10 protein-coding genes are annotated in these 12,652 nt (G+C 65.3%); 6 read left to right on the top strand and 4 right to left on the bottom strand.

The genetic code is table 11. From position 1 onward, the window contains the following. Nucleotides 1-43: 43 nt before the first annotated feature. The 6 genes from LN996_RS15915 to LN996_RS15890 are packed head-to-tail and all read left to right on the top strand — an operon-like array spanning nucleotide 44 to nucleotide 8,381. Nucleotides 44-1,756 (top strand): amidohydrolase, encoded by a 1,713-nt coding sequence (locus tag LN996_RS15915; RefSeq protein ID WP_231341380.1) that lies wholly within the window; start codon nucleotides 44-46, stop codon nucleotides 1,754-1,756. Then, nucleotides 1,753-3,438, top strand: a complete 1,686-nt coding sequence (locus LN996_RS15910) for an ABC transporter substrate-binding protein (RefSeq protein WP_231341372.1) — start codon at nucleotides 1,753-1,755, stop codon at nucleotides 3,436-3,438. The genes LN996_RS15915 and LN996_RS15910 overlap by 4 nt, the downstream gene beginning before the upstream one ends. 1 nt (nucleotide 3,439) lies before the next feature. Further along, complete coding sequence (locus LN996_RS15905) at nucleotides 3,440-4,468, top strand: ABC transporter permease (protein WP_374110783.1); 1,029 nt, start codon at nucleotides 3,440-3,442, stop codon at nucleotides 4,466-4,468. Then, nucleotides 4,465-5,322, top strand: a complete 858-nt coding sequence (locus tag LN996_RS15900) for an ABC transporter permease (protein WP_231341369.1) — start codon at nucleotides 4,465-4,467, stop codon at nucleotides 5,320-5,322. Before LN996_RS15905 ends, LN996_RS15900 begins: the two co-directional genes overlap by 4 nt. Beyond that, a complete protein-coding gene (locus LN996_RS15895; protein ID WP_231341367.1) occupies nucleotides 5,319-6,923 on the top strand; it encodes an ABC transporter ATP-binding protein in 1,605 nt (534 codons plus the stop codon). The genes LN996_RS15900 and LN996_RS15895 overlap by 4 nt, the downstream gene beginning before the upstream one ends. A 39-nt stretch (nucleotides 6,924-6,962) precedes the next feature. Further along, nucleotides 6,963-8,381 carry an FAD-binding oxidoreductase gene (locus tag LN996_RS15890; protein ID WP_231341365.1) on the top strand — a complete coding sequence of 473 codons (1,419 nt, stop codon included), beginning with the start codon at nucleotides 6,963-6,965 and terminating at the stop codon, nucleotides 8,379-8,381. Nucleotides 8,382-8,459: 78 nt separating this feature from the next. On the opposite strand, the gene LN996_RS15885 is transcribed toward LN996_RS15890, so the two are convergent. From LN996_RS15885 to LN996_RS15870, 4 genes are all read right to left on the bottom strand, one after another. After that, complete coding sequence (locus LN996_RS15885; RefSeq protein WP_231341363.1) at nucleotides 8,460-9,023, bottom strand: hypothetical protein; 564 nt, start codon at nucleotides 9,021-9,023, stop codon at nucleotides 8,460-8,462. Between the two features lie 85 nt (nucleotides 9,024-9,108). Continuing rightward, the gene (locus tag LN996_RS15880) at nucleotides 9,109-9,741 is read right to left on the bottom strand and encodes a TetR/AcrR family transcriptional regulator (RefSeq protein ID WP_159704735.1); all 633 of its coding nucleotides are present in this window, start codon (nucleotides 9,739-9,741) and stop codon (nucleotides 9,109-9,111) included. Then, nucleotides 9,738-11,774, bottom strand: coding sequence for a YhgE/Pip domain-containing protein (locus LN996_RS15875; protein ID WP_231341362.1), 2,037 nt, complete (start codon nucleotides 11,772-11,774; stop codon nucleotides 9,738-9,740). Before LN996_RS15875 ends, LN996_RS15880 begins: the two co-directional genes overlap by 4 nt. Beyond that, the gene (locus LN996_RS15870; protein WP_231341360.1) at nucleotides 11,771-12,628 is read right to left on the bottom strand and encodes an ABC transporter ATP-binding protein; all 858 of its coding nucleotides are present in this window, start codon (nucleotides 12,626-12,628) and stop codon (nucleotides 11,771-11,773) included. The genes LN996_RS15875 and LN996_RS15870 overlap by 4 nt, the downstream gene beginning before the upstream one ends. Between the last annotated feature and the right edge of the window lie 24 nt (nucleotides 12,629-12,652).

Here is a 12,652-nt window from a genome sequence, read left to right as displayed (position 1 = left end):
GTGTGTCTCGCAGAGTTGAATTTCCCCACGAAAGGACTCGACCGTGCACGCAGAGATTTTGTTTGAGAACGGATGGGTGTACACCGGCAATGACGCCGGACCCATCCGGGCAAACCTTGCAGTAACCGACGGCAGGATCATCGCCGTCGGAAGCCCCCTGGACACCCACGGACCCGTCACGCCGGACACCCGACGGGTGGACCTGGAAGGGCAACTGGTCCTCCCTGGCTTTCAGGATGCCCATATCCATCCCATCTTCGCCGGAATAGAGCTGCTCCAGTGCGACCTGACCGAGGTGGCCAGCGCAGAAGAGGCCGTGGCAGCAGTTGCCCGCTACGCCATGGAGAACCCGGACGAACCATGGATCCTGGGCGCAGGCTGGTCCATGGATCTGTTCGCCGGCGGCACCCCCGGGCGGGAACTGCTTGATGCGGTGGTCCCGGATCGGCCGGTGTACCTCGTCAACAGGGACCACCATGGGGCTTGGGCCAACACTGCGGCGTTCACAGCCGCCGGGATTACCAAGGACACCCCTGACCCGGACGGTGGCCGGCTGGAACGCGAAGAGGATGGCACTCCGGCAGGCACCGTCCACGAAGGTGCCATGGACCTCTTCAACGCGGTAAAGCCAGCAGTTCCCTACGAGCTGGCCTACCAAGGTTTGCTCGCGTCCCAGCAGCTGCTGCTCGCTCAGGGCATCACGGCTTGGCAGGACGCCTGGGTTCCCATCCCGGAGGGCGAACATGCCGATCACCTGGAGGTCTACCAGGACGCAGCAAAGGCCGGGGACCTCAAAGTACGGGTCACGGCCTGCCAGTGGTGGGACAGGACGGCCGGGATGGCCCAGCTGGAAGCAATCGTCGAACGCCGGAATACCGTACGCGAAGCATTCGATCCCCTGCAGCTCAACGCCAACACCGTCAAAGTCATGGTGGACGGCGTGGCAGAGAACTACACGGCGGCCATGCACCACGTCTACCTGGACCACCACGGCCACCACACGGAAAACCGCGGCATCGAGTTCTTCGAGCCCGAAGAGCTGAAGGAATTCGTCACCGCGATAGATGCCGCCGGCATGCAGGTGCACTTCCACGCACTCGGCGACCGCGCCGTAACGGACGCCTTGGACGCGGTGCAGGAAGCCCGGGAGAGCAATGGCCCGAATGATCACCGGCACCACCTGGCCCACCTGCAGCTGGTTCGCGGCGAGGACATTCCCCGCTTCGCGGAGCTCAATGCGGCCGCCAACGTACAGGCGCTCTGGGCCTGCCACGAGGAACAGATGGACACCCTGACCCTCCCGTTCCTGGAACCGGGCGCCGAGGACAGGCACTATCCCTTCGGAGAACTGGCTGCGGCGGGCGCCCGATTGGTGGCGGGCAGCGACTGGCCGGTGTCCACAGCCGACCCCATCGCAGCCATCCACGTAGCGGTCAACCGCACAGCTCCCGGCGAGGACCTGCCCCCGCTCGGCCCCGCTTCACAAAAGCTCAGCCTCCAGCAGATCGTGGACGCCTATACCCACGGCACGGCGTGGATCAACCACCTGGACGCCGCAACGGGAACCCTGGAACCGGGGAAGCTGGCCGATCTCGCCGTCCTTGACGTCAATATTTTCGACCTTCCCGTGGACGAACTGCACCGGGCGGTGGTGACGCAGACGTGGATTGGGGGCGAATGCGTCTATGACCGCGCGGCGGCCCAAAGCTCACTCACGGAAACAACCCGCAGCCACCAGTCCGAGGTGATGCAATGAGGCCGCCAACAGCGCGCGGTACCGTGCGCTTCAAACAGCGGACGACGCCGTCGCGCATCACAGCGGTGATGGTCGCCGGCGTCGTGGTCAGCTTGCTCCTGGGCGGCTGCGGCGTGCGGCCCGCCGGCGTGACTGACGCGGCGGGCGGTGCGAAGTACACCTTGTCCGACTCCACGCCTGCCCCCACCAAGGAGATCGACAACTTCACCTGGGCCATGTACGCGGAGCCGTTTTCCCTGGACTACGCCTACGCCTTCGACTACCCGGACAACACGGTCCTGTCCAACGTGTGTGAGTCGTTGTTCCGGTGGAATGCGGACCTGTCCACCTCGCCCGGCCTCGCCACGGGAGTGGAGAACCCGGATCCCTTGACCTGGGTTTACACCATCCGCCAGGGCGTGAAGTTCCACGATGGCAGCGAAATGACGGCAGAGGATGTGGTCGCGTCCCTCAGCCGCCACCTCGATCCGGAAGTGGGCTCGTTCTGGGCCTCGTCCTACCAAAACGTGGAGTCGATCGAGAAGACCGGCGACTACGAGGTCACCGTCACCACCACGCGCCCGGACTATGTGTTCAACGCGTCCCTAGTCGGCGCCCCGGGGGTGGTGGAGTCCGCCACAACGCTCGAAGAAACAGGCAAGGACTACGGCAACTCCAAAGCCGGCGTGAACTGCACCGGCCCCTTCGAATTCGAGCAATGGGAAGCGGGGGAGAGCATCACCCTGAAACGCTTCGACGACTACTGGGACCCGGACCTGAAAGCCAAGTCGAAGCAGGTCACGTTCACCATGCTCCCGGACGCCACGTCCCGCATCAACGCCTTCCAGACCGGCGAAATCGACGGTGGCTTCGCGATCCCGTCCAACGCCATCGACATCCTGAAAGCCAGCAAGGATGCCGGGTCCCTCTACTTCGGCAACGACACCTCCGTGCAGAGCATGGTCTTCACCAACCTGGCCGGGACCTTCCAGGACGTCCGGGTCCGCAAGGCGCTCATGATGGCCATCAACCGTGACGCGCTGATCAAGGCCGCAGAGCAGGGATACGCGAAGAGCACGGACGCGCTGACCACCAGAAGCGTGTGGAAGGACGTCCCGGCCGGGACGGCGGACCAGGCTTTTGACGGCCTCCTCTCCACGCCCTATGACCTGGAAGAGGCAAGGAAGCTGGTCAAGGAAGCCGGAGCCGAAGGCAGCAAGTTCGTCTTCGCCACCGCCTCCCTGAATGCCGCGTTCGACATCACGGCACGGGCCATCGCGTCCGCGGCCAAGGAGATCGGCCTGGATCCGGAAATCCAGACCATGTCCAACGACAAATACACCACCCTGTTCTCCGACCCGGAGGCCCGCAAGAACGTGGACCTGCTGGTGACGTCCTGGTACCTCTCCAGCACCGAGCCCCTGGAAATGTACAGCGTGCTGCGGACCGGGGACTTCAGCAATTACGGCGGCTGGAGCAACCCGGAATTCGATGACCTGGTGAACTCCGCCTACAGCGTGCAGGACCCTGACGCCCGCGGCAAGCTCACGGGCCGGGCCGCCACACTGGCCAGCCAGGAAGTGGTCTGGGGGCCGCTCTACGAGACCGTTACCTCCATGTGGCTCAGCAAGCGCATTACCGGAGCGGACCCCTCCATCAACTACATGTACTTCCCGTGGGCAGCCCAGATTGGAGGTCGCTGACATGACCGCTGCAGAACAGGTCCTGGCCACCCCGGCGCCGGGCGAACCCATGCGGAAGCAGGCCAGGAACAGGGCAGTCCGCCCGGCCGTGTACATCGTGAAGAAGCTGCTGGCCTTGGCCCTGACGTTGTTTGTCGCCTCCCTGGCCGTCTTCTTCTCCCGCTTCCTGGTCCCCGGAGACCCTGCACGTTTCCTGCTCAGGGGACGCAGCCCCAAGCCCGAAGCACTGGAAGAAATCACCCGCCAGTTCGGCTTGGACAAGCCGGCCTGGGAACAGTACTTGAACTGGCTCGGCGGCATCCTGCACGGAGACTGGGGACGCTCGCTGACCTACCGCCAGGACGTCTCCGACGTCTTGCTCGGCCGCTTGCCCACCACCCTGCAACTCGTGGCTTTGGCCGCAGTGTTCATCACGATCCTTGGGTTGTTCGCCGGGATCGTGGCCAGCCTGAACAAGGGCTTCGGCGACCGCTTCATCCTCATCACCCTCACCGCTGCCGGGGCCGTTCCGCCGTTCGTGGCAGCCATCGCCTTGGTAGCACTCTTCTCCGTAGGCCTGGGATGGTTCCCCTCCTTTGGAAGCGGCGACGGCGGCTTGGACCGGATCTGGCACCTCACCCTCCCCGCACTCGCCTTGGGCATCACCTATATCGCGATGGTGGCCAGGGTGACGCGCTCCTCCATGAACGAGCAACTGCTCCGCGAACACGTCGAAGTTGCAACCAGCCGGGGCCTCACCCGCGGATCCGTGGTGGCACGCCACGTGTTACGCAACGCCCTGGGACCCATCCTGACCGTCAGCGGCGTGCTGGTGGCCGGCCTCCTCGTCTCCAGCGCGATCATCGAGCGGACGTTCGGCCTGTCCGGCATCGGCCAGCTCCTGGTGCAGTCCATTGACAGGCTGGACTTCGCCGTCGTCCAAGCGATCGTCATGGTGGTGGTTGCCGCGTTCGTTGTGGTGAACACCGTGGTGGACCTCGTCCAACCCCTCATTGATCCGCGTATCGCGGCCGGAACGGAGTCCCGATGACCTTGGCCATCCAGCTGCCGCAGGCAGGCCTTAGCCGTTACGGCAGCCTCCTGTCACCCATGGCGTGGGGCGCGCTCGCCGTTGCCGCCGCCGTCGTGCTTCTTTCCCTGTTCGCCCCGGTCCTGGCGCCGTATGACCCGGACTATGTGGACCTCAACAACGTCCTGGCCGGTCCCAGCGGGCAACATCTGCTGGGCACCGACGCGCTGGGCCGGGACCTCCTGAGCCGGCTCATGCACGGTGGACGGACCTCGCTCCTGGGACCCACCATCGTGGTGATCGGGTCCACTGTGCTGGGACTTCTGCTTGGCTTGGTGGCCGGCTGGTCCGAAGGCTGGCTGGGCAAGGTCCTTGGCCGGGTTTTCGACCTTCTCTTCGCTTTTCCCGCACTGCTGATGGCCATGCTCGCCATCGCCCTGTTCGGTAAGGGGCTCTTTGCTCCGATCCTGGCCATGACCATCGCCTATGTTCCGTACGTTGCCAGGCTCGCGCAATCCCTGGTGGTGGCTGAACGCAGCCGGCCCTACGTCCAGGCGTACCGCGTGCTGGGGTTCCGGACGCCGTGGGTGGTGCTGGGGAGGGTGCTGCCCAACCTCATTCCCACAGTCGGCGCCCAATCCACGCTGAACTTCGGTTACGTGCTGGCCGACCTCGCAGCGCTCTCCTTCATCGGACTGGGCGTCCAACCGCCCACCAGCGACTGGGGAGCCATGATCGAGGAGTCCCGCGGCGCCCTGCTGGGTGGGTACATCCTGCCCGCCTTCTGGCCCGCCTTGGTAGTGGTCCTGGTAGTGGTGGCCGTCAACGTCATCGGCGAGGAACTCTCAGACCGCATCGGAGGAAAACTTTCATGAGCCAGCTGTTGCAGATCGAAAACTTTACGCTCGGGTTTCCGGGCCGTCCGCCGCTGCTGGACAGCGTTTCCCTGCACGTGGACGACGGCGAAGCGGTCGCCTTGGTGGGGGAGTCCGGCTCAGGCAAGTCCCTGACCACCCGGGCCGCACTGGGCTTGTTTCCCGGCGGTGCACAGTCCTCCGGCCTCGTGTCGGTGCAGGGCCTCGATACCCTGACGGCCGGCAAGCAACGGCTGATGGAGCTGCGCCGCAAGCATGCTTCGATGATTTTCCAGGACCCCCGGGCCGGCATCAATCCGGTCCGGACCGTGGGGGACTTCCTCACGGAAACACTCGTGCGGTTTGAGGGTCTGGCCCGCGCCGAAGCCACCGAACGCGCCGTGAAGCAACTGGAGCAAGTGGGGCTTCGGCGGGCCAAGGAACTCATGGACCAGCACCCGCACCAGCTCTCGGGCGGCATGCTCCAGCGGGTCATGATTGCCGCTGCGCTCCTGAATTCACCGGATCTGCTGCTCTGCGACGAGCCCACGACGGCCCTGGACGTCACCACCCAGGCCGGGATCGTGCGGCTCCTGCGCGAGGAACAACAGTCCCGCGGTATGGGCATGCTGTTCATCACGCACGACCTGAACCTGGCCGCGAGCCTGTGCGAACGCGTCTACGTGCTCCGTCGCGGCGAAGTGGTGGAACACGGACCAACCCGGACCGTGTTCCTGGCGCCCCGGCAGGACTACACGCGGCAGCTGGTGGAGGCGACGCCTGTGATTGAGGTGGGTGCCGGTTCTGCGCCGGAGACGGCGGGATCTCCCCTGCTGCAGGTTTCCGGGCTCACCAAGACCTACCAACTGCCCCGCGGCGACGTCATCACTGCCTTGGACGATGCCGGCTTCAGCCTTCCCGAGGGCGGTTCACTGGGGGTGGTGGGCGAGTCCGGCTCCGGAAAATCCACCCTTGCCCGGCTGGTGGTGGCCCTCGAAACCGCCAGCTCAGGCGAACTCACGCTCCGCGGCGTCCCCAGGCCACACCGGCCGTTGAAGGCCTCCGAGCGGAAAGTCCTGGCCAAGGAAGTGCAGATTGTGTTCCAGGACCCTTACCTTTCCCTGGACCCGCGCATTCCGGTAGGCAATGCTGTGGCCGATGTCTTCCGCCTGCACCAGAAGCAAGGACGCAAGGAAGCCAAGGACAGTGCACGCGATCTCCTGGCGCGGGTGGGGATCGGGCCCGAACGGTTCGACGCTCGGCCCCGTGCCCTCTCCGGTGGCCAGAGGCAGCGTGTCGCCTTGGCCAAAGCCCTTGCCGCCCGTCCCAGGCTCTTGGTGTTGGACGAGGCCACCAGCGCCCTGGACGTCTCTGTCCAGGCCCAGGTGCTGGACCTCGTGGAGGAGCTGCGGGACCAGTTCGGACTCACCATCCTGTTCGTCACCCATGACCTCGCGGTGGTCTCGCGCATTTGTTCCGAGCTGATCGTGATGCATCAGGGCCGGATCGTGGAGCAGGGTCCCACGGCGCGAATCCTTGAGGACCCCGGAGACGACTACACCCGGAACCTCATCGCCTCCCGTCCCCGGCCCTTGTGGGACGCAGAGCCGGTCTCTGCCTGACCGGTTCCTAGATCACCGATTGAAACAGGAGAACCTCCCGTGAAGACCACCGTTTTCGAACGGAATGTCCCGCAGGCCGCCGTCGTATCCCGTGCGCTGGAAGGTGCCGCCCACCGGCCTTTTTGGATCGACGACCTGAAGGACTCAGCAACTCGCTACCCCCAGCTCGACGGCGATGCTGCCGCCGACCTTGTGATCATTGGTGGCGGATACACCGGCCTCTGGACGGCGCTGCGTGCCAAGGAACGCGACCCCGGCCGGACAGTGATCCTGGTGGAAGCAGAACACGTGGCCTGGGCCGCGTCCGGCCGCAACGGCGGCTTCTGCGAGGCCAGCCTCACCCACGGCCATGAGAATGGCAGGAACCGTTGGCCGGACGAGCTGGAGACCCTTGACCGGCTGGGCATGGAAAACCTGGACCGCATGCAGGAAGCCGTGGAGAAATACGGCATGGACTGCGATTGGGAGCGGACGGGTGAGCTCAACGTTGCTGTCGAACCCCACCAGGTTGCCTGGCTCAAGGACGACGACAGCCTGGGGAGCGTCTTCCTGGACCAGGCAGCCATCCAGGCCGAGGTCAACTCGCCTACATACCTGGCGGGCCGCTGGCACAAGGACTCCGTGGCGATGGTCCATCCGTACAAGCTCGGCCTCGAACTTGCGCGGGTGGCAACGGAGTTGGGTGTGCGGATCTTTGAAGGCACGCGCGTGCGTGAACTCAAGGACCATGAGGACGGCGTCACTGTGGTTACCGAACGGGGGAGCGTTGAGGCCGGGCACGTCGTCCTTGGCACCAATGTGTTCCCGTCCCTGCTCAAGCGGAACCAACTCATGACCGTGCCGGTGTACGACTACGCCCTCATGACCGAGCCCCTCACTGCGGAACAACTGGAGTCCATCGGCTGGGGTAAACGGCAAGGCATCGGGGACGTGGCCAACCAGTTCCACTACTACCGCATCACCAAGGACCACAGGATCCTGTTTGGTGGCTATGACGCCCTGTACTTCTGGGGCCGGCGGGTGGACCAGCGGCACGAGCATCAGCCCGCCACGTGGGAGAAGATCGCCTCCCACTTCTTCACCACGTTCCCGCAATTGGAGGGCCTGAAGTTCACGCACAAGTGGGCTGGCCCCATCGATTCGAGCACACAGTTCTGCGCGTTCTTCGGCACTGCGCGGAAGGGCCGTGTGGCGTACGCTGCCGGGTTCACCGGGCTGGGTGTGGGTGCCACGGCGTTTGCTGCCGATGTGCTCCTGGATCTTTTGGCCGGCCTCGACACCGAGCGCACGCGGGTGGAGATGGTCCGGAAACGCCCGCTGCCATTCCCGCCTGAGCCGCTGGCCTCCCTGGGCATCAACCTGACCCGGTGGTCCATGGACCGGGCCGACCACAACCAGGGGAAACGGAACCTCATCCTCAAAGCGCTCGACGCCGTGGGGCTGGGTTTCGACTCCTGAGTCTCCCCGTTGTGGGGCCTGGTCTGCGCGTTTAGATCCCGGGGATGCGTGGAGAGCGGGCCTCGCAATGCAGGGTGGTTAGCGTTTGGGGGCCGGTTTGCGTTGGCCGGAAGCGTTCGACGCCGGCCGCCTGGCTGGCGTCGTTGGCGTACGGGGTGCGGGGCGCTTGGCGGGTGTCCCGGCGCGGGGCGCCGGTTTGCGCGGCGCTGGGGTGCGCTTTGCCGCCGTCGAGGGTCGTTTGGTGGGGACAGCGGCACGCGATCCGAACGAGGGCACTACGGCCCCGAGGAACAGCACCGCCAGTGTCCCAACACCGGCCGCGGCAGCCAGGTAGAAGTAGATGTCGGAGTCCTGGGTGCTGCTGGCACTGCCCAAGGCGTTGGCATCCTGGTTGAAGGCGATGCCCCACATCCTCAGGAACGCGATGCTGCAGCCAATGAAGAGGCTGGTGCCCACTGCGCCAAGGAGGACCACGAGGTAGCGGCGGCGGTTGAAGACCTGGACGAGGGACGCAAGATAGCAGACCAGCACAGCGCCGAGGAACAGGTACAACACCAGTTCCTCGAGCACCACCGCTGCCAGTACCAACAGCCCGAGGGAGACGAACGCGGCCACCACCGCAAGCTTCCCGCTGTTCCCCATGTGACGCATGAGGTTAATCATCGCCGACCGAGTGGCCGCGCCACGCCGTCGTACATTGCAGTTGAATACCGTTAGGGAAAGCCAGTTACTTGATGACGTATCCGTGCATGATGGTCATCACAGCTGCGACGCTTTGCTCACGGGTCCGCTCCGGGTTGTATGTCTGACGGTCCAGGCCCACCACAAAGATTGCCCCGAAGATCGCCGCCTCCAAGGAACCGCGGGCAATGGACTCGTTGACCTTGTACCCGGACGCCACGCTTTCCACAGCCGAGCCGATCACAGCCAGCAGCTCAGCACGGAGTTCGGCGAACACGGCGCTCCACTCGCCGGGCGTGCGCCAGTTTTCACTGACCCACAAGCGTGCGAAGGAGGGGTAGTCGTCCATGAATTCCATGGCCTGGCCCACCATGTTGTTCATGGACTCCAAGGGGTCGCTGGCCTGTCCACGAACATCCTGGAGCCGGAGCAGCATGATGTCCACGCCGTGCCGGAGCAACTGGGCGATGAGGTCCGATTTGCTGCCGAAGTTGTAGTAGACAGTGCCCTTGGAGACCCCGGCCGCGGCGGCGATTTCGTCCACCGTTACCCCAGCGGCGCCGCGCTCGCCGATCAGCTCCATGGAGGCTTCGAACAGGCGCTGCTTGGTGGCGTTGGTGCGTTCCGGCCGGAGCTTCTTTTCTGCAGGGCCGGCGGGGACGGGCTCAGTGGTGCTCATACTGCGATCTCCGGCTTCAGCGTCTTGAGGGTCCACACCTTGTGCTTGCGGACGGCGAGCGTGGACAGCGCCATTCCCAGCAAAGTGTATCCAAGGAGGCCAAGGACAGTCGGCCAGATCATGCTGAGTTCGCCTCCGTAGATCAAGTGCCTCATGCCGGTGACCACGTAACCCATGGGCAGGACCTCGTGCACCACGTGCAGCGGCATGGGGGTGGTCTGCCACGGGAACGTGCCGCCCGAGGACACCAGTTGCAGGACCAGCAGGATCAGCACCACGAACTTGCCCGGTGTCCCCATCAGCGCCACGATGCCCTGGATGATCGCGCTGAACGCCATCACCGCGGCCAACATGAACAGCCACATTCCGATGGGGTGGGCGGGGTTCAAGCCGAGGCCCAGGTTCACCACGAGGGTGAGGATGGTGGCCTGCAGGACCGAGACGACGAAGAACGGCAGCCAGCCTCCGACGGCGATTTTCCAGGCGGGGGCGTTGGACGCCAAGGCCCGCTGGGTGATGGGCCGCATGGCCTGGACCAGCATGAAGACGCCGATCCACAGTGCCAGGGTCAGGAAGAAGGGTGCCAGGCCGGCGCCGTAGGAACCTGCCTTGGCTTGGGAAACGTTGTCCACGGCGACGGGATCAGCGATCACCTTGGACACGCTGCTCTTCTGCTCATCATTCGGGTTGGGGATCTCTCCCGCGCCCTTGGCCAGTTCCGTGGCCAGGGTGTGGGCGCCGTCGGAGGCTGTGACTCCACCGCTGGCAAGCTGTCCCGCGCCGTCGTCCAGTTGGCGGGCGCCGTCGTCGAGCTTGGCAGCACCGTCCAAAGCGGTCTGCTGGCCGGCAGCCAGCGTGGCTGCACCGGTGTTCAGTTGTCCGGCACCGGCAGCAGCCTGCGAGATGGCGTCGGTCAACGTTGGTGTTGCCGCGGCGAGCTTGGAAGCTCCCGCGCTCACGGCGGCCGAACCGTCCGAGAGCTGCTGGATCTTGGCGGCATCGCCGGAAATCTTGGCCTTTGCGTCCGTGACGGGGCCCGAAGCAGCAGCGGCGTCGAAGTCCGCCAGGACCTTGTCGGCCTGCTCCTGGGTCAGCACGCCAGCGGTAACCAGCCGGGCGTTGGACTCGACGACGCGGTTCCGGAGGCCCTTGTCCGCCGCTTCAAGCTGCCCGACGACGTCCTGGACTTTCGCGTTCAGCTCGGCGTTGCCGGCGGCTACTTGCGCGGCACCGTCGGCCAGCTTCTTGGAGTCGGCCGGGAGGGTGGAGGTCTTGTTCTTCAGTTCCGTGAGGCCTGAACTCAACTGGCTGGCGCCGGTGTTGAGTTGCACCGCACCGTCACGCAGCTTGGTTTGCCCCGCCACGAGTTGATCGGCACCGGTCACCAACTGGGTGGTGCCGTCGTGGAGGGTGCCGGCGCCGTCGCTCAGCTTCCCCACGCCCGTGGCCAGTTCCGAGGCTCCGTCCGCCGCTTTAACGATCGAGGAATGGATGGTGCCGAACCCGGTGAGGAGCTGGTTGGCGGTTTCCTCGCCCACTTCCTTTGCCACGGTGGAATGCACGGCCGTGGTGAGCTTGTCCACGATGGTGCTCAACAGGTAGTTGTTGGCGTCGTTGGTGGTGACGTGAAGCATGGCCTGGTTGGCGGCGTCGAAGCTGCCGGGGGAGACCAGGTTGGCGGAGAAGTCCTTGGGGATCCGCAGCGCGAAGGCGTACTCGCCCGTGCGGACACCGGCGTCTGCGTCCTCGGCGCTGGAGACCGGCTTCCAGTTGAAGACGTGGCCCTCAACCAGGCTGTCCGCTACTTTCCGGCCGGCCTGCAGCTCGGTGCCGTCCGATGATGTGGCGCCTGTGTCCTCGACTACCAAAGCGGCGTCGATCTGGTTCAGGTTGCCGTACGGATCCCAGTTCGCGTAAAGGTACACGGCGCCGTAGAGCAACGGCACCATGGTCAGGGCGAGGATGGTCAGCTTGGGCAGGAGCCCGCCGGTCATGCGCTTGAGTTCGGAGCGGGCGAGCCGCAGAACAGTCACTTTGCAGTCCTTTGGAGGTTTTCGGAGTCAGGTTCGGCAGCGGCTTTAGGTGCTGCTGGAGTTTCGGGCGTTTCCGGGTCTTCCGGGGCCGGCTTGGCCGCGTGCTTGGCTTTGGGCTCATCGGCCGGCTGGAGCTCGGCGGCCGGCTGGAGCTCGACGGCGGTGCCCGGCTTTGGCTGGGCGGGCTGAGGTTCGGAGGGGGCGGGTTCCGCTTCCGGTTCAGGGGGGTGAGCGACAGAGTTGCCGATCACCGCTGCGGCTCCGGTCCAGTTGTCCGGGAGGGCACCTACGACGGCGACGACGGCAAGCGGCCGCCCGGCGTCGGACGCCAGCGCCTGAAGTCGCGGCAACCACGCCGCGGGATCGGCGCTGTGGCGGTCCGGGGAGTCAACCACGAGGAGGTCGGTGGCTGGATCAGCCAAGGCAAGCGCGGTCAGGAGTTCAAGGCGGCGGCCGGCCGGAATCTGTTCGATCCAGAGTCCCGCGATGTCCTCGAAGCTGTTGACCTTCAGCCACGGCTTGCTCAGCAGTGCACCGCGGTAGCGGCGGGGGATGAGGGAGAGGTCTTCGGTGACGAGGTCGCGGACGCTGAGGTGCTGCTCGGGCTCGTTGACGCCGGGGGAGTCCACGAGGGCGCTTGCGAGGCGGATCTTCTTGGTCTTGGTGGTGGTGTCCCAGCTGAGGACGCCGTTGCTTGGCTTCATGCGGCCACTCAAGGCCAACGCCAGGGCCGTCCGCTGGTCCTGGCCCTCTCCGGCAACGAGCAGGAGTTCGCCGCGGCGGACTTGAAGGGACGTGGCTGGAAGGAGATCGTCCCGGCGGCCGTTGATCTGGAGTTGCTGTACGGACAGCACAATGAAGCCTTTCGCAGAAATGGT

It is taken from the genome of Arthrobacter sp. AK01 (assembly GCF_021109375.1).
GTDB lineage: Bacteria > Actinomycetota > Actinomycetes > Actinomycetales > Micrococcaceae > Arthrobacter.
This window is presented reverse-complemented; position numbering and strand designations above follow the sequence as displayed.